This window comes from Pseudomonas sessilinigenes (assembly GCF_003850565.1).
In the GTDB taxonomy this organism is placed as follows: Bacteria; Pseudomonadota; Gammaproteobacteria; order Pseudomonadales; family Pseudomonadaceae; genus Aquipseudomonas; species Aquipseudomonas sessilinigenes.
This window is the reverse complement of the sequence record NZ_CP027706.1, coordinates 1,990,809-2,011,912: the sequence shown is the minus strand read 5'-3', so window position 1 is coordinate 2,011,912 and position 21,104 is coordinate 1,990,809. Positions and strand designations below refer to the sequence as shown.

The window sequence follows — 21,104 nt, the reverse complement described above, 5'->3', positions numbered from 1 at the left end:
ATGCGCTCTCTTACCCTCCATCTGAAAGTCCTGATCGCCGTATTGGTGGTGCTGGGCATTTCGATCACGGCTTATCAGATCTTCGTGCTTGGCATTCCGGTGACCGAGGACGCCACTGACGATCTGTGGAACATCGATGCCAAGGTCGAGTTCGTCGCCAACGGCAAGGACCCGATCAAGATCCAGATGTTCGTGCCGCCCCTGAGCCGCGACTATGTGAGCCTCAACGAGAGTTTCATTTCCAACAACTATGGCGTGGCGGTGAACCGCGTCGATGGCAATCGCAAGGTCACCTGGTCGGCACGCCGGGCCAAGGGCAACCAGACCCTGTACTACCGCCTGGTCCTGACCAAGCGCTACAGCGCCGAGAAAGCCAAGGTCAAGGGCCCGACCTTCCGCGACAGCATGGCCATCGAAGGGCCGGAGAAGATTGCCGCCGACGCCCTGCTGGCGCCGATCCGCCAGCATTCGGCGGACGTCGAGACCTTCATCAGCGAAGCCATCAAGCGGGTCAACAACGCCAGCGACGACAATGCCAAGCTGCTGCTGGCCGGCGACTCCTCCAGCGCCAACAAGGCCAAGATCGTCGAGTTGCTGCTGTCCATCGCCCATGTGCCGGCCGAGAAGGTCCACACCATCCGCCTGGTGGCCGACCAGCCGCAGACCCCGGAGCTGTGGCTGCGCAGCTTCAACGGCACCGACTGGCTGTACTTCAACCCCGAGACCGGCGAGCAGGGCCTGCCCAGCGATCGCCTGCTGTGGTGGACCGGCGATGACAACCTGATCACCGTCGATGGCGGCAAGAAAGCCAACGTCACCTTCAGCATGAACAACAGCGAGATGAACGCCATCCGCCTGGCCAAGCTGACCGACGAGAACACCGACGCCAACTTCCTCGAATACTCGCTCTACGGCCTGCCGCTGCAAACCCAGCAGACCTTCATGATCATGGTGATGATCCCCATCGGCGTGCTGGTGATCCTGGTGCTGCGCAACCTGATCGGCCTGCAGACCCTGGGCACCTTCACCCCGGTGCTGATCGCCCTGGCCTTTCGCGAGACCCAGCTGGGCTTCGGCATCGCGCTGTTCACCGTGATCACTGCCCTGGGCCTGTCGCTGCGCTCCTACCTGGAACACCTGAAGCTGCAGATGCTGCCGCGCCTGTCGGTGGTGCTGACCTTCGTGGTGGTGCTGATCGCCGCCATCAGCCTGTTCAGCCACAAGCTGGGCCTGGAGCGCGGCTTGTCGGTGGCGCTGTTCCCGATGGTGATCCTGACCATGACCATCGAGCGCCTGTCCATCACCTGGGAAGAACGTGGCGGCGGCCATGCGATGAAAGTCGCGATCGGCACGCTGTTCGCCGCCTCCCTGGCGCACCTGATCATGAGCGTGCCGGAGCTGACGTACTTCGTCTTCACCTTCCCGGCGATGCTGCTGATCCTGGTGGGCTTCATGCTGGCCATGGGTCGCTACCGCGGCTACCGGCTGACGGAGCTGGTGCGTTTCAAAGCCTTCGTCAAGGCTGACTCCTGATGTTCGGCCTGTGGAAGACCTGGAAGGCCCTGGAAGCGCGCGGGATCATGGGCATCAACCGGCGTAACGCCGACTACGTGCTCAAGTACAACAAGCGCAGCCTGTACCCCATCGTCGATGACAAGATCATCACCAAGGAACGGGCGCTCAAGGCCGGCATCCATGTGCCGGAACTGTACGGGGTGATCTCCACCGAGAAGGAAATCGACAAGCTCGACGAGATCATCGGTGGGCGCAACGACTTCGTCATCAAGCCGGCCCAGGGCGCCGGCGGCGATGGCATCCTGGTGATCGCCGACCGCTTCGAGGGCCGCTATCGCACGGTCTCCGGGAAGATCATCAGCCATGAGGAAATCGAGCATCAGATCTCCAGCATTCTCACCGGCCTGTACTCCCTGGGCGGCCACCGCGACCGCGCGCTGATCGAGTACCGGGTAACCCCGGACCAGATCTTCAAGAGCATCAGCTACGAAGGCGTGCCGGACATCCGCATCATCGTGCTCATGGGCTACCCGGTGATGGCCATGCTACGCCTGCCGACCCGCCAGTCCGGCGGCAAGGCCAACCTGCACCAGGGCGCCATCGGCGTCGGGGTCGACCTGGCCACCGGCCTGACCCTGCGCGGCACCTGGCTGAACAACATCATTACCAAGCACCCGGACACCACCAACGCGGTAGACGGCGTGCAGCTGCCCTACTGGGACGGCTTCATGAAGCTGGCGGCCGGTTGCTACGAGCTGTGCGGCCTGGGCTACATCGGCGTGGACATGGTGCTGGACCAGGACAAGGGGCCGTTGATCCTCGAGCTCAACGCCCGCCCGGGCCTGAACATCCAGATCGCCAACGACTGCGGCCTGACCCAGCGCACCCACGCCATCGAGGCCCACCTGGAACAGCTCAAGGCCCAGGGCATCGAGGAAAGCGTCGAGGAACGAGTACGTTTCGCCCAGCAACTGTTCGGCCATATCCCCGCCGTTGAAGGCTGATCGCAACGGCTGCCAGAAGGTCCTGGCGCAGCCGCTGGCAGTGGCCAATGCAAGCGGTACGTCGTAAACCGCACCATTGCCGACCTCCCCCCTAGGAGCAAATCCCCGGGGGGACTACAATCGCCAGCCGCGCCCCGATGGCTGATCTGCCCCGCATGTTGACCTGTTCCGTACACCCGCTCCCCTATCGCGACAATCCCGCCGACTACTTCGCGGCAATCGAACACGCCCCCGGCGCCGTGCTGCTCGATAGTGGCCGCCCCAGCGCCGAGCGCGGCCGCTACGACCTGCTCAGTGCCTGGCCCCTGGCGCAACTGACGGTGGCCGCCGAGGAAAGTGGCGGCGCATTCCTCCAACGCCTGCGGGACAACCTGGCGCAACTGGGCCCGGCACAGATTCCCGCCCCCTACGACCTGCCGTTCGCCGGCGGCCTGATCGGCTACCTGAGCTATGACTTCGGCCGGCACCTGGAGCGCATGCCCAGCCAGGCCCGGGACGACCTGCACCTGCCCGATGCGCGCCTGGGCCTGTATGCCTGGGCACTGGTCAACGATCACCAGGCGGGCACCAGCCAACTGGTGTTCCATCCCAGCCTGGCACCGAGCGAGCGCCAGCGCCTGCTCCAGCTATTCAGTCAGCCGCTGCCGGCACCCAGCACCTCGTTCCAGCTGACCAGCCCCATGCAGGCCGACCTTGGCGCCGATGACTATCGCCAGGCTTTCGAACGCATCCAGCACTACATCCGGTCCGGCGATTGCTACCAGGTGAATTTCGCCCAGCGCTTTCGCGGCCGGTACCAGGGCGATCCATGGGTGGCCTACCGTGCGCTGCGCGCGGCCTGCCCCACGCCGTTCTCCGGCTTCCAGCGCTTGCCCGACGGTGGCGCGGTGCTGAGCCTGTCACCGGAACGCTTCGTTCATGTCAGCCAGGGCCGGGTGGAAACCCGGCCGATCAAGGGTACCCGCCCCCGCGGCCGGGATGCGGCCGAGGACGCGGCCAGCGCCGCCGAACTGCTGGCCAGCGCCAAGGACCGGGCGGAAAACCTGATGATCGTCGACCTGCTGCGCAATGATCTGGGCCGCAGCTGCCGCATCGGCTCGGTGCGGGTGCCGGAGCTGTTCAGCCTGGAGAGCTACCCCAACGTCCACCACCTGGTGAGCAGCGTCACCGGCGAGCTGGCGAACGACAAGGATGCCCTGGACCTGATCGCCGGCAGCTTCCCTGGCGGCTCGATCACCGGCGCGCCGAAGATCCGCTCGATGCAGATCATCGATGAGCTCGAACCCACGCGCCGGGCGCTGTATTGCGGCTCGCTGCTGTACCTGGACGTGCGCGGGGAAATGGACAGCTCCATCGCCATCCGCAGCCTGCTGGCCAAGGACGGGCAGATCAGTTGCTGGGGCGGCGGCGGAATCGTGGCCGACTCGGACTGGCAGGCCGAATACCAGGAGTCGATCACCAAGGTGCAAGTCCTGCTGGACACCCTGCAGCAGCTCTGACGACAGCTGCCCGCAGGAGCTGATGGTAGCGGCTACCCGATCTCGCGGCCGCTACGCGCCCGTACACAACCTGCGGCAGCGGCTACGCGAAGCCTGATCCCCCGCGCGATTGCCGCCGCACGCGGCCTGGTCGTTACAGGCTCAGGCTACGGTTGGAGGCCTTGAGGAACTCCTGCTTGAGCTCGGCGAAGCTGTGCACCGCCGGGAACTGCGGGAACTCGCGGATCACGTTGTCCGGCGCGTGGAACAGGATGCCGGCATCCGCCTCGCCGAGCATGGTGGTGTCGTTGTAGGAGTCGCCGGCGGCGATCACCCGGTAGTACAGGCTCTTGAAGGCCAGCACCGACTGGCGCTTGGGGTCCTTCTGGCGCAACTGATAGCCGGTGACGCGACCACTGTCATCGGTGACCAGGCGGTGGCACAACAAGGTCGGGAAACCCAACTGGCGCATCAGCGGCTGGGAGAACTCATAGAAGGTGTCGGAGAGGATCACCACCTGGAAGCGCTCGCGCAGCCAGTTGACGAACTCCACCGCGCCGTCCAGCGGCTTGAGGGTGGCGATCACTTCCTGGATGTCCGAGAGCTTCAGGCCGTGCTCGTCGAGAATGCGCAGGCGCTGCTTCATCAGTACGTCGTAGTCGGGAATATCCCGGGTGGTGGCCTTGAGGGATTCAATCCCGGTTTTTTCAGCAAAGGCGATCCAGATTTCCGGGACCAGTACACCTTCCAGATCGAGACAGGCGATTTCCACAAGACACTCCCATTGGTTCTGATTATTGATATTGAGCGAGCAAAAGGACGGCCGAACTATAGGGTCTGTTGCCGTTTCGGCGCAAACCGCGTTGCCGCGTCAAATGGCGCCAGGCTAGGCGTAGGACGCAGGCAACGGTCGCTCCCTTGCCAAGTCCTGCAACGACGCATGGCGCCATTTGCCGCGCAACCCGAAGGGACGGGCCGGTTTTAGCGCGGCGCGTCGTTACTCGACGGCTCATTTGGAATGCCAAACCTCGCGTCTCGTGCCTAGCTCCGCGCTAAAACTGGCTCCGGCGCGGTCGCGGCGAAATGGCAACAGACCCTAGCGACTCGCCCCCATGGGCGCAACGCAGACGAACGCGCCAGGGCCGGGTGGATTTTGCTAAGATCGCCCCCCTATAGAGCGCACAGCGCCACCGACCTGTAGGAAACCGCCCTGATGACCCCATCGTTCGATGTCGCTGAACTCGCCGCGACCTATGCCAACAAATCCGCCCAGGACATTCTCAAGCTGGCTTTCTCCCAGTTCGGCGATGACCTGTGGATCTCCTTCAGCGGTGCCGAGGATGTGGTGCTGGTGGACATGGCCTGGAAGCTGAACAAGAACGTCAGGGTCTTCAGCCTCGACACCGGGCGCCTGCATCCGGAGACCTACCGCTTCATCGACCAGGTGCGCGAACACTACAAGATCGACATCGAGCTGATCTCGCCGGATCACAGCAAGCTCGAACCCTTCGTCAAGGAAAAGGGCCTGTTCAGTTTCTACAAGGATGGCCATGGCGAATGCTGCGGTATCCGCAAGATCGAACCCCTGCGGCGCAAGCTGTCCACCGTCAGTGCCTGGGCCACCGGCCAGCGCCGCGACCAGAGCCCGGGCACCCGCAGCCAGGTAGCGGTCCTGGAGATCGACAGCGCTTTCTCCACCCCGGAGCGCACGCTGTACAAGTTCAACCCGCTGGCGCAGATGAGCAGCGAGGAGATCTGGGGCTATATCCGCATGCTCGAACTGCCGTACAACAGCCTGCACGAACGCGGTTTCATCAGCATCGGCTGCGAGCCCTGCACCCGCCCGGTCCTGCCCAACCAGCACGAACGCGAAGGTCGCTGGTGGTGGGAAGAAGCCACCCAGAAGGAATGCGGCCTGCACGCCGGCAACCTCATCGGCAAGGCCTGAACCCGCCCGGCGCTCGTTCGATCGCCTGACAGAGCAAACGTGTACACATAAATGTCACCCAGAGTGCCATTTTTGTGTGCACTTCAAGCACCATCCGCCCTGAAAAGTTACACCGCGATCTCCTCGCGGATTCCACGGCTGGCACCTGAAAAATAAATACCTGTTCAAATGGTCAATTTTTATTCACACCATTTCAACGAGTTATGCCTTCTAAATAACGAAACGAAATCAGCAGTAAAAAGCATAGTGCTGGAACTGGCATAGAAGTGGCTTGAGTCGAAGCATGTTTTGTATACAAAAATAATCAAAACATACATACACTCACTGTCCGCACGCTTGCCCCGACTCAAGCTGCAGACGTCCCGAACCCAGTGATTCCCCACCTGCGACGAAGATTGTCCGGCCCAGGCTCGGCAGTGTCATCCAGGGATGGAATCAGGAGTACGCCGGCATGCACACCCGCCCTTCCAATGACATCGCACTGGACCCGCCCTCCTCCCTGCACTCCCACAACCTCCAGCACCCGGTGGTCGACACGTCTTGGGAACCCGTCACCCTCAGCCCACGCCTGCATAACAACGACTTGGCCCCCACCAAGATCGAAGGCCGGCGCTGGGGCGGCTACAGCATCTTCGCCCTGTGGACCAACGATGTGCACAACATCGCCAACTACTCCTTCGCCATCGGCCTCTACGCCCTGGGCCTGGGGGGCTGGCAGATCCTCCTGGCGCTGGGCATCGGCGCGGCGCTGGTGTACTTCTTCATGAACCTGTCGGGCTATATGGGGCAGAAGACCGGGGTGCCCTTCCCGGTGATCAGCCGCATCGCCTTCGGCATCCATGGCGCGCAGATCCCGGCATTGATCCGCGCCGTGATCGCCATCGCCTGGTTCGGCATCCAGACCTACCTGGCCTCGGTGGTGTTTCGCGTGTTGCTCACCGCCATCCATCCAGGCTTCGCGGCCTACGACCATGATGCGATCCTCGGCCTGTCGAGCCTGGGCTGGGCCTGTTTCGTGACCATCTGGCTGGTGCAGCTGGCGATCCTGGCCTACGGCATGGAAATGATCCGCCGCTACGAAGCCTTCGCCGGCCCGATCATCCTGCTGACTGTGGCCTGCCTCGCCGGATGGATGTACACCCAGGCCGACGGGCACATTGCCTGGTCGATCCGCGAGCCCCTGAGCGGTGGTGAAATGTGGCGGCAGATCTTCGCCGGCGGCACGCTGTGGCTGGCGATCTACGGCACGATGGTGCTCAACTTCTGCGACTTCGCCCGCTCCGCGCCATGCCGCAAGACCATCACCGTGGGCAACTTCTGGGGCCTGCCGGTGAACATCCTGGTGTTCGCCAGCATCACGGTGCTGCTGTGCGGCGCACAACTGCAGATCAACGGCAAGATCATCGAAAGCCCCACCGACATCATCGCCTCGATCCCCAGCACCCCGTTCCTGGCCCTGGGCTGCCTGGCATTCCTGATCGTCACCGTGGCGGTGAACATCATGGCCAACTTCGTCGCCCCGGCCTTCGTCCTCAGCAACCTGGCGCCCCGGCATCTGACCTTCCGCCGGGCCGGACTGATCAGCGCCACCATCGCGGTGCTGATCCTGCCGTGGAATCTCTACAACAGCCCGCTGGTGATCCAGTACTTCCTGGCCGGCCTCGGCGCGCTGCTGGGCCCGCTGTACGGGGTGATCATGGTGGACTACTGGATGCTGCGTAAAGGCCGGGTCGACGTGCCGCAGTTGTACAGCGAAGACCCTCAAGGACCGTACTTCTACAGCCACGGCGTCAACCTGCGAGCAGTGGCGGCATTCGTTCCCGCGGCGCTGATCGCCATTACCCTGGCCCTGGTGCCCGGGTTTGCCAGCGTCTCGCCATTCTCCTGGCTGATCGGCGCCGGTATCGCCGGCCTGCTGTACCTGATCATCGCCAAGCGCCAACCCTACTATGCGGACATCGACGGCGAATCGATCGCCGTGGACAACGCCAGCCATTGATCGATGTAAATGGCCCGGCATGCCGGGCCTGGATTCAGCCAACCACCAAGGAACCCCAATGCGAATTCTCGTGGTCAACGTCAACACCAGCGACAGCATCACCCAGGCCATTGCCCGCCAGGCCCAAGCCATAGCCGCCCCCGGCACCGAGATTGTCGGCCTCACCCCCTACTTCGGCGCCGAATCGGTAGAGGGCAACTTCGAAAGCTACCTGGCCGCCATCGCCGTGATGGACCGGGTTCTGGCCTACGACCAGCCCTATGACGCGGTCATCCAGGCCGGTTATGGCGAGCACGGCCGCGAAGGCTTGCAGGAGCTGCTGAATGTACCGGTGGTGGATATCACCGATGCCGCCGCCAGCACCGCCATGTTCCTCGGCCACGCCTACTCGGTGGTGACCACCCTGGACCGCACCGTGCCGCTGATCGAGGACCGCCTCAGACTGTCGGGCCTGTACGAACGCTGTGCCTCGGTGCGAGCCAGTGGCCTGGCGGTGCTGGAGCTGGAGGAAGATCCGGCGCGGGCAGTGCAAGCCATCGTCCACCAGGCCGAGCTGGCCGTGACCCAGGACAAGGCCGAAGTCATTTGCCTGGGCTGTGGCGGCATGGCCGGGCTCGACGAACAGATCCGCCAGCGCACTGGAGTGCCGGTGGTGGATGGGGTGACCGCCGCCGTGACCATCGCCGAGTCCCTGGTACGCCAGGGGCTGTCGACCTCCAAGGTACGCACCTATGCCACGCCACGCCCCAAGCGCGTGATCGGCTGGCCGATGCGCCAGGGACGCTGAACCAGCCAACCGCTATACGGCGCTGAAGGCTTGGGCCAGGCCCTGTTCGGCGAACTGCTGGATCACGAAATCGACGAAGGCCCGGGTCTTGCCCGGCAACATCTTGTGCTCGGCGTAGTAGATCGAGGTGAAGCCATCATCCACGTACCAATCCGGCAGCACTCGCCGCAGGGCGCCGGAGCGCAAGTGATTGACCGCGAACGGCATGCTCACCAGGGCCACGCCCAGCCCCTGGGCGGCGGCGATACAGGCCGCCTCGGAATCGCTCATGGTCATGGCCGCCTTGAGCTCCAGGGGTTGCTGCCCCCCTGCTCGCCCAGTCAGCTGCCAGGTGCGGATACGCCCGGTCTGCGGGGAGCGGATCAGGATGCCGCGGCAATCGCGCAGGTCCGCAGGCTCGCTGATCGGCCCTCGCCCATGCAGGTAGGCTGCGCTGGCCACCAGCACCCGATGGGCCGGGGTCAGGCGCCGGGCCACCACGCCGGGCGGCAGCTCGAAGCCACCGCCGATGGCGGCATCGAAGCCCTGGCCGATCAGGTCTACCTGGCGGTTATCGAAATGCCAGTCCGGCTGGATATCCGGATAACGGGCCAGGAACGCCCCCAGCAGAGGCACGATGTACAGGCAACCGAACACTGTGCCCACGCTGACCTTGAGGGTACCGGCGGGCCGCCCCTGGGCGTTGGCCAGGCTGCTCACGGCATGCTGGATGGTGTGCAGGCTGTCGCTGACTTCCGCCAGGAACAGGCGGCCGGCCTCGGTCAGGGTCAGGCGCCGGGTACTGCGCTGGAACAGCCTGACCCCCACCCGCGCCTCCAGCTTGGCCACGCTCTTGCCCACCGCCGCCGGGGTCAGCCCCAGGCGCCGTGCCGCTTCGGCAAAACTGCCGACTTCGGCGCTGCGCACGAAACACTCAATGCTGCTGAAGCCTTCCATACACCAGGATTCCAAACTTTTGGTTTACACAGAGTATAGGGATTACCCGCTACCCAGGACTCAATCAGCGCTCGATACTGGGCTCCACCCAAGGCATTCGCCTTTCAATCCAGGAGACCTACATGAGCAAGTTCGACCTCAACGGCAAAGTGGCCTTGATCCAGGGCGGTTCCCGCGGCATTGGCGCCGCCATCGTCGAGCGCCTGGCGGCCGAAGGCGCTGCCGTGGCCTTCACCTATGTCAGCTCGGCGGATAAAGCCCGGGCCCTGCAAGAACACATCATCGCCCAGGGCGGCCAGGCCCTGGCGATCCAGGCCGACAGCGCCGACGCCGAAGCCATCCGCCGCGCGGTGAACGCCAGCGTCCAGGCCTTCGGCCGCCTGGATATACTGGTCAACAATGCCGGGGTGCTGGCGGTGGCACCGCTGGATGAGTTCCAGCTGGAAGACTTCGACCGGACCCTGGCGATCAACGTCCGCAGCGTCTTCATCGCCACCCAGGAAGCCGCTCGGCACATGGGCGAAGGCGGCCGCATCATCAACATCGGCAGTACCAACGCCGACCGCATGCCTTTCGCCGGTGGCGGCCCTTATGCCATGAGCAAGGCCGCGCTGGTGGGCCTGACCAAGGGCCTGGCCCGGGACCTGGGCCCGCGCGGTATCACCATCAACAACGTGCAACCCGGCCCGGTGGACACCGACATGAACCCGGCCGACAGCGATTTCGCTGACAGCCTGATGGACCTGATGGCCGTACGGCGTTATGGCCGCGCCGAGGAAATCGCCGCCTTCGTGGCCTACCTGGCCGGCCCGGAAGCGGGCTACATCACCGGCGCCAGCCTGAGCATCGACGGTGGGTTCGGCGCCTGAGCCGCCCCCAAATGAAAAAGCCGGACCGGGTTGTCGACCCTGGTCCGGCTGCTTTGCAACAAATGCTCGGGATCAATCAGCGTTCGCGGCGCACACGATGTTGATGATCCGATCAGGAACGAAGATGAACTTCAGCAAGCGCCCGCCAGACAACCAGCGTTGCACCGTGGCGTCTTCCAGCACCTGGGCCTTGACCGCCTCGTCAGTCAACCCGCGCGGCAGCATGATGCGGGTACGCAACTTGCCGTTGATGGAGACCGGGCATTCGAACTGCGCCTCATACAGCACACCTTCATCGGCCATGGGATAACCGCAATCGAGGATCGACTGCGAGTGCCCCAGGGCCTCGGCCCACAGTTCTTCGGTAATGAACGGCGCATAGGGGTGCAACAGCTTGAGCAACAGCTCCAGCACGCCTCGCTTGTGGCAGTGCAGGACACTGAGCTGGTTCACGCAGATCATCAAGGCGGCAATCGCGGTGTTGTAGGACATCTCCTCGGTTGCGCGCCCCACCTTGGCAATCGCCGTGTGCACCGCCTTGAGCTCCTCGTCGCTGGGGGCGAGGTCATCCACTATCACCCCGCCCTGCTCGTCGAGAAACAGGCGCCAGACCTTCTGCAGGAACTTGTGCGGCCCGTCGATCGATTGCGTCGACCAGATGGCGGTCTGATCTATCGGCCCGAGGAACATCTCATGCAGGCGGAAGGTATCGGCCCCGTAGACATCGATCAGGTCATCGGGGTTGACCACGTTGTACTTGGACTTGGACATCTTTTCCGACAGTCGATCACACAGGAACACGCCCTTGGAGCAGACGAAGCTTCCTTCGCTGTAAGCCTGGCGCCAGGTACGCAGCGCCTCGATATCCACCTGGTTCTTGTCATTGACCATGCTGATGTCGACATACAGCGGCTGGACGTCCCGCCCGTCCTTGAGATCGGCGGATACGAACTCGTGGGTCGCCTTGTCGCGGTAGATGATCGCCGAGACGCCAAGGATCATGCCCTGGCACAGGACCCGCTTGAAGGGCTCGGAAAAACTCAGCAAGCCGCGATCCTTGAGGAAATGCGTCCAGAAACGCGAGTACAGCAGGTGGCCGGTGGCATGCTCGGAACCGCCGACATACAGATCCACGGCCTGCCAGTAGGCCAGGGCTTGCTTCGACACCGGCTCACGGCTGTTGCTGGGGTCCATGTACCTGAGGAAGTACCAGCTCGACCCGGCCCAGCCGGGCATGGTGGTGGTTTCGTACTTGTAACCGCCATAGCGCCAGCTGCGGGCCCGCTCCAACGGCGGCTCGCCTTCGCTGGTCGGCAGGAAGGCCTCGACATCGGGCAGGGTCACCGGCAGGTCCTGCTCGGGCACCACATGCGCAATGCCCTGCTCGTCGTAATACACCGGGATCGGCTCACCCCAATAGCGCTGACGACCAAAAATCGCATCACGGATACGGTAATTGAAGGTGCGCTTGGCGCTCCCGGTCGCCACCAGGCGCTGAAGAATCCATTCAGTGGCCTCGGCACGCAGCATGCCGCTGGCTTGTGCGGAATTGACCAGGCGCCCGTCATTGATCAGGAACGGCTTGGCGGCCTGCTCGGCCCCTTCGTAGATATGCACCACAGGCAGATCGAAGGCCTGGGCAAAGTTGAAATCCCGTTGATCCCCGGAGGGGACCGCCATGATGGCGCCCGTGCCGTAGTCGGCCAGGACGTAATCGGCAATCCAGATCGGCAGGTTTTCGCCGGTCAGGGGATGAACCGCATAGGCGCCGGTGAACTGGCCGGTGATCCGCTCGGCCTTGGCCATGCGCTCGCGCTCGGAGCGCAAGGCCACTTGCTCGCAATAATTTGCCACCGCGGGCTTGCACGCCGACGAGGTAATGGCCTCGACCGCATCATGTTCCGGCGCCAGCACCAGGAAGGTCGCACCATAGAGCGTATCGGGGCGCGTGGTGAAGACCTTGATCGTGGTCTGCGAATCCGCCACCTGGAAGTCGATTTCCGCGCCCTGGGATTTGCCGATCCAGTTGCGCTGCATGTCCTTCAAGGCTTCCGGCCAATCCAGGCTATCAAGCCCCTCCAGCAGACGATCGGCATAGGCGGAGATGCGCAGCATCCACTGCTTCATCATCTTTTTCTGAACGGGGTGGCCGCCACGCTCGGAGAAACCGTCCTTGATTTCATCGTTGGCCAGCACCGTGCCCAGCGCCGGGCACCAGTTCACATAAGACTCGGCGCGATAAGCCAATCGGTAGTTCATCAAGAACTCCGACTGCTGCAACGGCGAGAAAGCGGCCCACTGTTGTGCACTGATGCTGGTGGTCCGCGAGTCAGACCAGGCATTCACCCCGGCATTGCCGGACTGTTCCAGGCGCTGGATCAGGGCAGAGACAGGCAGGGCTTTCGCCGTATCGAGGCAGTACCAGCTATCGAACAGTTGGGAGAATATCCATTGTGTCCAGTGATAGTACTGGGCATCGGAGGTTTTGATCTCACGGTCCGGGTCATAACAAAAACCCAGCTTTCTCAACTGCGACTTGAACGTGGCAATGTTCTTGTCAGTGGTGACCCTGGGGTGTTGTCCGGTTTCGATTGCATACTGCTCGGCCGGCAACCCGAAAGAGTCGAACCCCATGGGATGCAAGACATTGAAACCGGCCATTCGCTTGAAACGACTATATACGTCTGTCGCAATATATCCGCGCGGGTGTCCAACATGCAGACCGGCCCCCGAAGGATAAGGAAACATGTCCAGGCAATAGTATTTAGGCAGAGAAGTATCTAGTTTAACGGAGTAATGCTTTTCATTTTCCCAGCGAGCGAGCCATTTATCTTCTATCTTCCTGATACTTTCTGTCTTCATGAACAACTCCTGAAAAAATGCCGCACGCACTCATTACCGAGGGCGGAATATATTACAGTCGACTACCATTCGCAACGCGCGGCAGATTGCTTTAGGAGACGCATTTAATGTTCGAATAAGGTGTTTCCGGGATGACTCCCAAGCATATAGGCACGCCCTTGTTTAGCATTAGATCAGCTGCAGATTGCCCGGCCGCAATCATCTCGTTCAACGCTTGCAGATAACCACTCTCAACCGTGGATGCGCCCTGATACAGCAATCCCTGAATGGCCAGTGCAACCAGGCGGCCGATCCCTTCGGCCAGCGAGTTTCCTGCCGCATCGACTCCGGCCATGCCGAACTCTGCGGCCTGTGCATACTTGCGGCTCAACTCGCTGGGAGTCTGCCGCCCCAGCATCGCCAATGCAGCATCAAGAGCATCTTCGCTGTAGGCCAGGCCCTTCCAGAATGCCGCGAGGGAAGCGGCGAAGGGCGGAGCGCAGGTGTCGGCGGAGCGAAACTCGACGATGTTCTTCAGCCGCGCCTCGGGATAGAGGGTGCCCAGGTGCATGATCCAGTCCTGCAGCGTGGCAGCCCCCGATGCCGAGCCCAGGCGCATATAGTCGCGAAAGCTCAGGTCGTTCATGTGAATCAGCTGCCCTTGACGCTGAATGAACAGCAGCGGTTTCTCCAGGGCCCAGTCAACATAGTGCTCAAAGGTGCTGGCGCAGAACTGCGGGCGCAACATGAACTCGGGAATCCCCGAGCGTTGCTGATCGAACTGGGTCCAGGCATGCATCCGATGGCTTTTATAGCGACTGGTAGCAGCCGAAAAGTACGGGGAGTTGGCAAACAGCGCGACAATGTAAGGCTGGCAGGCAACTCCCAGCTGCAACAACTTGCCCGCATGCTGCTCGGAGAAGTAATCGACGGAGACCTGCATCGACGCGGTCATCTTCTGCCCGGCCGAAGCCCCCGAGACCTTTTCCAGGAGGGGCATCATGTGCAGGTAGCGGGTCCGCGGCACGGTCGCCACCGACGCCACGCCGCCATATGGCCGGTAACCGATCGGCAGCAACGAAATGGCCAGCCCCTGGCAAACCTGATCCAGCTCCCGCAGAAACACTTCGAGCTCGATCACCACATCGGACACCAGACGCAGCGCCGACGAGGAAAACTCCACCTGGCCACCGGGCTCCAGGCTGATGACCGTGCCGCCGCGTTTCAAGCCGATGATCAGGCCATCGTCATAAACCGGCGTGTAGCCATATCCCAGCAGGCCCTTGAAGATGCTCGACAGGCTGCGCAGGCCAAAGAATGGCACGCTCAGGGAAGTCGCCTTGTCGATCAGGATCAATTCATATTCAAGTCCGATCAATGCCGAAGTCCGGCGTTTTATATGCCGATGAAAATAGGCAATACAATCTTCCTTGGTTATGGCTCTTGCCCCCAACACTTCCAGTAATTCACCGGCCATATTGATTCCCTCCTACTAAGCCAGCAGATCCTGGAGATCCGTGAGTGCCATCATCAGCGTGTCGATATCTTTGCGGCTATTGTAAAGATGCATCGAGACACGCAAGGCGCCATTAATTCCACTGTTGCGGTAAAGCGGCTGGTTACACTGGTATCCGGAACTCAGGGCAATATCGTAACGATCGGAAAGAATCCTCGAGACAAAACCGATATCCACCTTGCCAACGGCAACCAGAGGGAAAATGGGCAGGTGCTGCGGCGCGATGGGGAAGGCCACCTCGATATTGCGCACCGCTTGAATCTGCGACCTGAAGTAGCGCTCAAGATCCTGGTCGTGCTCCTGCACCCATTGCCCGCCCAGGCTGTTGAGATAGTCGATCGCCGCGCCCAGCCCGATGGCGCCTTCAATGTTCGGTGTGCCGGCCTCGAAGCGACCGGGCCCGGATTGATAGCTGACGTCGCCCTGCTGGACCTTGTTGACCATGCCACCGCCATAGCGATAGTTCTGCATCGACGCTTGCAGGTCACGCCGCAGGTACAGCGCGCCAATCCCCGACGGGCCGAACATCTTGTGCCCGGAAAGCGCGAGAAAATCACAGCCGATCTGCTCGACATTGACGCTTACATGGCCAACGGTCTGCGCCGCATCCAGCAAGCTCAGCGCCCCTCGCGCCCTGGCGATCTGACAGATCTGCCCGACCGGCTGGACGTTGCCGGTGACATTCGAGGCATGGCAGACCGCGACCAGCCTGGCGGGATCGGCGGCCAGCAACGAATCCAGGTAGTCCAGGTCGATGCAACCGTTGTCATCCAGCCGGGCAACGGTGACTCGACACCTGGACAACCAGGGCAGCAGATTGGAGTGGTGCTCCAGCGGTGAAACCACCACATGATCGCCCTCCCCCAAGGCCAGCCCATGAGCGATCAGGTTGATCGAATCCGTGCAGTTGGCGGTAAAGATCACTTCGTCGGCACTGCACCCCAGGAAACAGGCCAGCTTGTTGCGCGACGACTCGAAGAGCTGGGTGGACAACTGGGCATACTGATGATTCGAACGCCCGACATTGCTACCGGCATGCAGGTAAAAATCGGTGATGGCATTCATCACCGATGCCGGTTTCAACGCAGTGGATGAACTGTCCAGGTAGATTCGCTGATTATCCCGAAAGAACGGAAAGTCGTTGCGCACATCCGGCAATACCATGCATTTCACATCCAAGGCTTGCATAACATTCTCTCTTTTTATATTGAGGGACGACTCTTCACGGACCCACTATCTGACTATTGCAAACTTCCCTGATGCTTCAGGCGCAATGCTTGGAACCGCCATGGCCTGGACCGTGCGCGAGCGGCCAAACCAGCCCCGCAGAGTGCGCTCAACCGTCGACATATCGGCATCGCGCTGCTGTGCATCCGTGACGTAGAACAGGGTGACCTTGTGCTCGGCAATCTGCAGTTGATACTGCCGGGCCCAAGGTGCGGAAACGGCAAACAGTTCATCCAGGTCCGCCAGGGTCCTGATCTCTCCTGCATCGGTCACCATGCAGTCCCTGATCCGGCCATGCAGCTTCAGCAACGGAACCTCGTCCATGGCGCCGAAGACCCTGTTCGACCAGTCGCCTGGTGCGACCTCGACAAGGTCCCCGGTGGCATAGCGCAACAGAGGCATCAGCGGGTTCTTCCAGGACGTGACAATCAACTCGAACAGATTGCGCCCGGCCTGATACGGCCTGAGCTCTAGCAAGGTGTCATGGCCGCAGCGGACAAAGCTTGCGCTGCTGTCCTGCATGAACAGCACGCCCAGTTCCGTCGAGCCATACATGCTCAGCACCGGCAAGCCGTAGGCGCTCTCGATCAGGCGGCGAACATTGAGCGTCATGTACTCGTAGGACGCGGCTATGAAGTCCGGGATGTACAGAGGCTCGGCAATCCGGTACTCCGCGCGCTTGGCCAGGAACAGTGCGAGGTAGGTCGGATCTATCTCCAGGAGCTTGGGGGCAAACATCCGCAGTTCGGCGTCGATGCGCTGGATGTCGGTTCGCGTCCAGCGCGTAGGGTCGGGATGGGTATTGAGACTCAGCACCCCATTGTGTATGCGCTGCTGGTAATCCGGGTCGTCCAGAAAACAGGACGTAGCGGAACAGGCCGCCGTTGTCAGCACCGCTTTCCGGTCGTGCTCCATCGAGTACCCGACCATGTCCGCCACACGCTGATAGGCGCGCTGGAACTCACGCCCCCACCAGCCCTTGTAGCGAATGATCTGGAGGATCTGGGAACTGCTCCCGGAGGTATTGGCAAACTCCACGTCACCGCCCTCGATGCCGATGCGCATCGCCTGGGTCATGAAGTTTCCGGGAAACCCGGAAATGATTTCCTTTTTGTTCAGCAGCGGAATCGCGGTGCAGTCGCCGGCCTCGAAAAACGACTCGAGGCTCTTCATCAAGGGCTGATAAAGAGGCACCTGGAAGTGTTCAATTGACATGTTGCCGACTCCTTGTGGCAGCCTCACTGGCGAACTTTTTCCATATCTGCAAGTTTTCCGGATGATTGTTCAGGGTCTTTTCAATGTGCCCCTGCAGCCCCATGACGAAATGCTCGTGACTGTCCAGCTCCACCGCCTCGATCAGCCCATCAGCCGCCATCGCACTGGCTTTCAAGCTCGGGGCCAGATGCTTGATCGCCTGATGGTGCACGGACGAAACGTTGAAACTGCGCTTGTCGACAAGCCGATAGAGCTGGCTCTGCGGATCGACGGCCACAGGGTGATAGTTGATCCAGCCATCCGCGTCGATGCAGTGATCGACGCCCCGCTCGGGGATCTCCTGATACAGCGTGCCTCCTTCGGCCACGTTGATCAGTTGCATGCCCCGACAGACACCAAGAATCGGCAGGCGCAAGGACCTGGCCTGTCGATACAGGGCCAGCTCCAGTGCATCCCGATCCTGATCGGGCCTGAGCATCAGTGGCCGCTTGTAAGGCTCTCCGATTCCCGACACTTGCGCCGAATAGCTGACCTCGGGGGCCTCACCATAAGTGCTCGGACAAAGGTCCTGCCCGGACCCCAGCAGCACCCCATCGGCAATGCTGAACAGGTGCTGCAGAGCCTCGATGGACGTCCCCGGCACAACGATCAGCGGCACACAGCCCAGGCTGATCAAAAGCTCGGTGAAACTGCAGTTGACGACGTTCATCGCCAAGGCAGCGGAGTGATTGATAGCCAGCCGCTGGCGTGCGGCGCTGATCAGAATAACGGGCTGCATCATTCAATTCCCTGAATAGGTACCGGCACTGCGCCTATGCACAGTGCGCAGGTTTCATGGCGTCGGTAGCCGTGACTGGCGCGCAGGCAGCGCGTCGATGTAGCTGGCAATCGAGTCCAGCTTCAAGCGGTCGTAGGAGTAACGCTCGTCCGGCTCGGTGTCGGGCATCTTGGTGCCGGCACGCATGGCCGACTCGACGAAGATGCCCAGAAGAGGATTGACCTCCAGCACATAGAACTGGCCGTCGGCAGTCGACTGCACCATGTCGACGATAGTCCCGTTGATACCCAGTACCTGGGCAGCCTTGAGGGCCACTTCGACTTCTCCACCCAGAATTCGCGGAGTCATTTCACCGCCGGCGGATATGTTGGTTTTAAAGCTGTGTTTCTTCTTGCGGCTATAGCCGCCCATCAACTCGCCATTGAAGATCTCGACCCGGCAGTCGTATTCGCCGAACTCGATGAATTGCTCAACGTAGTAATCACCGAGGAAGTGTGCAGTGGCCTGGATAAAGTCGATGAACTGTTCAGCTGCCACGAAGCGCATGACACCGACCGCCCCATGACCCGAGCGTGGTTTGTAAACCAGGCTGCCCCAACGCGCGAAGAGTTGGTGAATGACCGCAGCGTCGATCTGGCTGCCGAGCAATGCGGAGTCGGGGACGTTCACGCCATGCAGACGTAACAGTTGGTTGGCCTTGAACTTGTCGCGGCAATTGAAGAATGAAACACACTCGTTCACCACCGCTACACCGCTGTCCTGCAACGCCCGAAGAATATCGGCCTGATAAGGCGACTGCTCATCGGCGTTCATATGAAACAGCGCATCAAAATCACTGAGGCAGCGCCCACAGGCGGTATAGACTTTCCCGGAAATAACATGGCATTGGCGCATGTCAAAGTCGGAAAAAACCACAAAGCCTTTTTCCTCAAGTAACTCACAGAGTTTTTGCCTGGGGATATGACCATTGTCGTTTTCATACATCCACAGTACTACCGAACGACGACTTCTGGCTGAAGTGCTCATCGCAGAATCTCCGCGTTTTTATCTGCTACCGATGGTGGGCATGACGTGCCAGAGGCACGCCATGGATGATTCAGAGAATGACTGAGAGCGGATCCTTGTAGGACTCGCGTTGAGTCAGCCCGTACCACCAGCGGCGAACGTTCTCGTAGTTGAATACGATGCTTTCGCTCTGCGCCTTGAGGATGTAATCGGTGTACTGGACAAACGCCAGGTCAGCCAGGGACAGCGAGTCGCCAACCAGGAACCGCCCTTCTTCGCCAATGGCACTGTCCATGGCCGCATAGATGGCACTCAGCTTCTCCTGTGCCTCCTTGACCACTGCCTGGTCGGTTTGTCCGCCATACATCGGCAAGAACAGCTTTTGCCAGACCAGGGCATAGGCCTGAGGCGTGAAGTAGCTGGAGTCCACGCTCAACCACTGATCCATCCGCGCAACGTCTTGCGGATTCTGCGGGATCAGCGAAGGGCCGAGCAGGATTGCCTCCAGATAACGGTTGATGGCCTGGGACTCGTAAAGGGTCAGGTCACCGTGGATCAGAACCGGCACCTTGCCAAACGGATTGAGGCGCAGGTGCTCGTCCGACTTGTGTGCCCCCGTTGCCAGATCGATGCTGACAAACTCCACCGGCGTGTTCTTTTCCCGCAGAACCATCAGCACGCTACGGGTGCAGGCGCTGTTTTCGTTGCCGATCAACTTCATGCTGAGCGCGGTCATTTACCCATCCCCATTTGCGAACCCATATCCAGGGTATTGCCGAAGGTCCAGCCCTTGCGGATCACATCACCGTCAAAGTAGGCAATATCCATGTTGTCCACGTTGACCACCCGGTTGGACGCCGGAATGCCTTTCAGAGGCCCCTTGTGCGTTGCGGTGAAGATGCCCTGATGAATCACGAAGTCGCCTACCGACCACATGTTGGTCATGTTGATGGACGCATCGGGGAAGGCTTCGGCCAGCATCACGAAGTCGTCTCGCGAGTGTTCCTTGCCCACCGCCAGCCCGGGGACCATCTGATCATCCCACTCGATGTCGTCGCTCATGCAATCGAGCCAAGGCTGCAGTTGCTTGCTCAACAGCAACTCGTTGTAGCGGCGCATCTTGGCCAGGTTCTCGAAACGCGGCTTCAGGGTCTTGCAGTCATAGATCTCGCAGGGTTCGGTCAGCGAGGGAACAGCGCGCCCCTGATCATCGATCACCCCGAGCTGGATCAGCAGGGTGTAAGGGTCCTCGTAGGTGTGTTCCTTGGTGACGCGAAAATCGCTGTCGAACCAGAACAGGCTGGCGGCGATCAGGCCGACCTCCTTGTTGCTCGGTTCAACGCCCATGTAGCTCTGGGCGTGTCGCCCCTTCCAGCCCCACACGGCGATCAGCACGTTGTCCTTGAGAAACAGGATGCGGTCGGCCAGTTGCATGTCGGCAAAAGTGCCCTGCCACTCCTGGTAATGCTCGAGGATCTGCGTCACACCGATGCGATCAGGCTGCCCGGGAGACTTGCGAATGGCATCTGCCGCGTACAAAGATGCCAAAGACTTGTAGTCTTTAGTACGGACCGCAGCCAGATAGCTTTCACGAAATAGGGTTAGGCTCATCTTTATTACCAACTGTGTGAATGAATGGGTTCAACTTTGCACTGCAGTAACACTTCGGGCATCGGATCATCGCTGGGGGACTCGAAGTCCATGCCGAAGATTTCCTTGTTTTCCTGCTTTATCCACTTGTCGAAGGGATGCTGGGAGCTCGCCAACTTGCCGAATGCGGCTTGCAAATCTGGCGCAGCCAAGTAACAGATAAAGAGTTCCATCTCGCCAAAAGGCTGCAGGAACCAGTTCTCCTCAACGGTATCCAGACGCTCCAGGAACCGGCGAAAATCGGCATTGCGCTCATTGCGCAGCAACTGGGCGAACTTGAGGAATCGTTCTTTCTTGTCAGCGGGTAAAGGCACGGCAAAAGCAATCGTCTGCATA

At 61.1% G+C, this 21,104-nt stretch carries 18 protein-coding genes; 7 read left to right on the top strand and 11 right to left on the bottom strand.

Annotation, left to right across the window (positions count from 1 at the left end):
- From rloB to pabB, 3 genes are all read left to right on the top strand, one after another.
- Positions 1–1,533, top strand: coding sequence for an osmotic stress tolerance membrane protein RloB (gene rloB, locus C4K39_RS09575; protein ID WP_068577304.1), 1,533 nt, complete (start codon positions 1–3; stop codon positions 1,531–1,533).
- Positions 1,533–2,519 carry an alpha-L-glutamate ligase-like protein gene (locus C4K39_RS09570; RefSeq protein WP_022643231.1) on the top strand — a complete coding sequence of 329 codons (987 nt, stop codon included), beginning with the start codon at positions 1,533–1,535 and terminating at the stop codon, positions 2,517–2,519. The genes rloB and C4K39_RS09570 overlap by 1 nt, the downstream gene beginning before the upstream one ends.
- Positions 2,520–2,674: 155 nt before the next feature.
- Positions 2,675–4,018 (top strand): aminodeoxychorismate synthase component I, encoded by a 1,344-nt coding sequence (gene pabB / locus C4K39_RS09565; protein ID WP_124346220.1) that lies wholly within the window; start codon positions 2,675–2,677, stop codon positions 4,016–4,018.
- 133 nt (positions 4,019–4,151) lie between these two features.
- Here the strand turns inward: pabB and thrH are convergent, their stop codons facing one another.
- Positions 4,152–4,769, bottom strand: a complete 618-nt coding sequence (gene thrH, locus C4K39_RS09560) for a bifunctional phosphoserine phosphatase/homoserine phosphotransferase ThrH (protein WP_022643230.1) — start codon at positions 4,767–4,769, stop codon at positions 4,152–4,154.
- 441 nt (positions 4,770–5,210) lie between these two features.
- On the opposite strand from thrH, the gene C4K39_RS09550 reads away from it, so the two are divergent.
- From C4K39_RS09550 to C4K39_RS09540, 3 genes are all read left to right on the top strand, one after another.
- Positions 5,211–5,945 (top strand): phosphoadenylyl-sulfate reductase, encoded by a 735-nt coding sequence (locus C4K39_RS09550; RefSeq protein WP_068577308.1) that lies wholly within the window; start codon positions 5,211–5,213, stop codon positions 5,943–5,945.
- 451 nt (positions 5,946–6,396) lie between these two features.
- Positions 6,397–7,944 (top strand): NCS1 family nucleobase:cation symporter-1, encoded by a 1,548-nt coding sequence (locus C4K39_RS09545; protein ID WP_124346218.1) that lies wholly within the window; start codon positions 6,397–6,399, stop codon positions 7,942–7,944.
- A gap of 58 nt (positions 7,945–8,002) precedes the next feature.
- Entirely contained in the window at positions 8,003–8,731 is a 729-nt protein-coding gene (locus tag C4K39_RS09540; protein ID WP_124346217.1) for an aspartate/glutamate racemase family protein, read from the top strand.
- Positions 8,732–8,743: 12 nt separating this feature from the next.
- Here C4K39_RS09540 and C4K39_RS09535 read toward each other — a convergent pair whose 3' ends face one another.
- Positions 8,744–9,667: a LysR family transcriptional regulator gene (locus C4K39_RS09535; RefSeq protein WP_053135872.1), complete on the bottom strand. Its 924-nt coding sequence runs from the start codon at positions 9,665–9,667 to the stop codon at positions 8,744–8,746.
- A 122-nt stretch (positions 9,668–9,789) separates the two neighbouring features.
- Here C4K39_RS09535 and C4K39_RS09530 point away from each other — a divergent pair, with 122 nt between their 5' ends.
- Positions 9,790–10,536 (top strand): 3-oxoacyl-ACP reductase family protein, encoded by a 747-nt coding sequence (locus C4K39_RS09530; protein WP_124346216.1) that lies wholly within the window; start codon positions 9,790–9,792, stop codon positions 10,534–10,536.
- A 72-nt stretch (positions 10,537–10,608) separates the two neighbouring features.
- Here C4K39_RS09530 and leuS read toward each other — a convergent pair whose 3' ends face one another.
- From leuS to C4K39_RS09485, 9 genes are all read right to left on the bottom strand, one after another.
- Positions 10,609–13,398 carry a leucine--tRNA ligase gene (gene leuS / locus C4K39_RS09525; protein WP_124346215.1) on the bottom strand — a complete coding sequence of 930 codons (2,790 nt, stop codon included), beginning with the start codon at positions 13,396–13,398 and terminating at the stop codon, positions 10,609–10,611.
- A gap of 91 nt (positions 13,399–13,489) precedes the next feature.
- Entirely contained in the window at positions 13,490–14,854 is a 1,365-nt protein-coding gene (locus C4K39_RS09520) for a glutamate-cysteine ligase family protein (protein WP_124346214.1), read from the bottom strand.
- A 15-nt stretch (positions 14,855–14,869) separates the two neighbouring features.
- Positions 14,870–16,081 (bottom strand): aminotransferase class V-fold PLP-dependent enzyme, encoded by a 1,212-nt coding sequence (locus C4K39_RS09515; RefSeq protein ID WP_124346213.1) that lies wholly within the window; start codon positions 16,079–16,081, stop codon positions 14,870–14,872.
- A 45-nt stretch (positions 16,082–16,126) separates the two neighbouring features.
- Positions 16,127–17,335: a phenylacetate--CoA ligase family protein gene (locus tag C4K39_RS09510; protein ID WP_124346212.1), complete on the bottom strand. Its 1,209-nt coding sequence runs from the start codon at positions 17,333–17,335 to the stop codon at positions 16,127–16,129.
- Positions 17,325–18,113: a gamma-glutamyl-gamma-aminobutyrate hydrolase family protein gene (locus tag C4K39_RS09505; protein WP_164487273.1), complete on the bottom strand. Its 789-nt coding sequence runs from the start codon at positions 18,111–18,113 to the stop codon at positions 17,325–17,327. The genes C4K39_RS09510 and C4K39_RS09505 overlap by 11 nt, the downstream gene beginning before the upstream one ends.
- Before the next feature lie 54 nt (positions 18,114–18,167).
- Positions 18,168–19,139 carry an ATP-grasp domain-containing protein gene (locus tag C4K39_RS09500; RefSeq protein ID WP_124346210.1) on the bottom strand — a complete coding sequence of 324 codons (972 nt, stop codon included), beginning with the start codon at positions 19,137–19,139 and terminating at the stop codon, positions 18,168–18,170.
- Positions 19,140–19,209: 70 nt separating this feature from the next.
- A complete protein-coding gene (locus C4K39_RS09495; protein WP_124346209.1) occupies positions 19,210–19,854 on the bottom strand; it encodes a glutathione S-transferase family protein in 645 nt (214 codons plus the stop codon).
- The gene (locus tag C4K39_RS09490; protein ID WP_124346208.1) at positions 19,851–20,729 is read right to left on the bottom strand and encodes a nuclear transport factor 2 family protein; all 879 of its coding nucleotides are present in this window, start codon (positions 20,727–20,729) and stop codon (positions 19,851–19,853) included. The genes C4K39_RS09495 and C4K39_RS09490 overlap by 4 nt, the downstream gene beginning before the upstream one ends.
- Before the next feature lie 5 nt (positions 20,730–20,734).
- Positions 20,735–21,103, bottom strand: coding sequence for a DUF6176 family protein (locus tag C4K39_RS09485; RefSeq protein WP_124346207.1), 369 nt, complete (start codon positions 21,101–21,103; stop codon positions 20,735–20,737).
- Between the last annotated feature and the right edge of the window lies 1 nt (position 21,104).

Coding starts and splice junctions, on each gene's coding strand:
- C4K39_RS09500 (WP_124346210.1), bottom strand. CDS start 19,139: ATGAGCACTTCAGCCAGAAGTCGTCGTTCGGTAGTACTGTGGATGTAT.
- C4K39_RS09505 (WP_164487273.1), bottom strand. CDS start 18,113: ATGCAGCCCGTTATTCTGATCAGCGCCGCACGCCAGCGGCTGGCTATC.
- C4K39_RS09545 (WP_124346218.1), top strand. CDS start 6,397: ATGCACACCCGCCCTTCCAATGACATCGCACTGGACCCGCCCTCCTCC.
- C4K39_RS09510 (WP_124346212.1), bottom strand. CDS start 17,335: ATGTCAATTGAACACTTCCAGGTGCCTCTTTATCAGCCCTTGATGAAG.
- C4K39_RS09550 (WP_068577308.1), top strand. CDS start 5,211: ATGACCCCATCGTTCGATGTCGCTGAACTCGCCGCGACCTATGCCAAC.
- C4K39_RS09570 (WP_022643231.1), top strand. CDS start 1,533: ATGTTCGGCCTGTGGAAGACCTGGAAGGCCCTGGAAGCGCGCGGGATC.
- C4K39_RS09515 (WP_124346213.1), bottom strand. CDS start 16,081: ATGCAAGCCTTGGATGTGAAATGCATGGTATTGCCGGATGTGCGCAAC.
- pabB (WP_124346220.1), top strand. CDS start 2,675: ATGTTGACCTGTTCCGTACACCCGCTCCCCTATCGCGACAATCCCGCC.
- C4K39_RS09520 (WP_124346214.1), bottom strand. CDS start 14,854: ATGGCCGGTGAATTACTGGAAGTGTTGGGGGCAAGAGCCATAACCAAG.
- rloB (WP_068577304.1), top strand. CDS start 1: ATGCGCTCTCTTACCCTCCATCTGAAAGTCCTGATCGCCGTATTGGTG.
- C4K39_RS09490 (WP_124346208.1), bottom strand. CDS start 20,729: ATGAGCCTAACCCTATTTCGTGAAAGCTATCTGGCTGCGGTCCGTACT.
- C4K39_RS09530 (WP_124346216.1), top strand. CDS start 9,790: ATGAGCAAGTTCGACCTCAACGGCAAAGTGGCCTTGATCCAGGGCGGT.
- C4K39_RS09485 (WP_124346207.1), bottom strand. CDS start 21,103: ATGCAGACGATTGCTTTTGCCGTGCCTTTACCCGCTGACAAGAAAGAA.
- C4K39_RS09540 (WP_124346217.1), top strand. CDS start 8,003: ATGCGAATTCTCGTGGTCAACGTCAACACCAGCGACAGCATCACCCAG.
- C4K39_RS09495 (WP_124346209.1), bottom strand. CDS start 19,854: ATGACCGCGCTCAGCATGAAGTTGATCGGCAACGAAAACAGCGCCTGC.
- leuS (WP_124346215.1), bottom strand. CDS start 13,398: ATGAAGACAGAAAGTATCAGGAAGATAGAAGATAAATGGCTCGCTCGC.
- C4K39_RS09535 (WP_053135872.1), bottom strand. CDS start 9,667: ATGGAAGGCTTCAGCAGCATTGAGTGTTTCGTGCGCAGCGCCGAAGTC.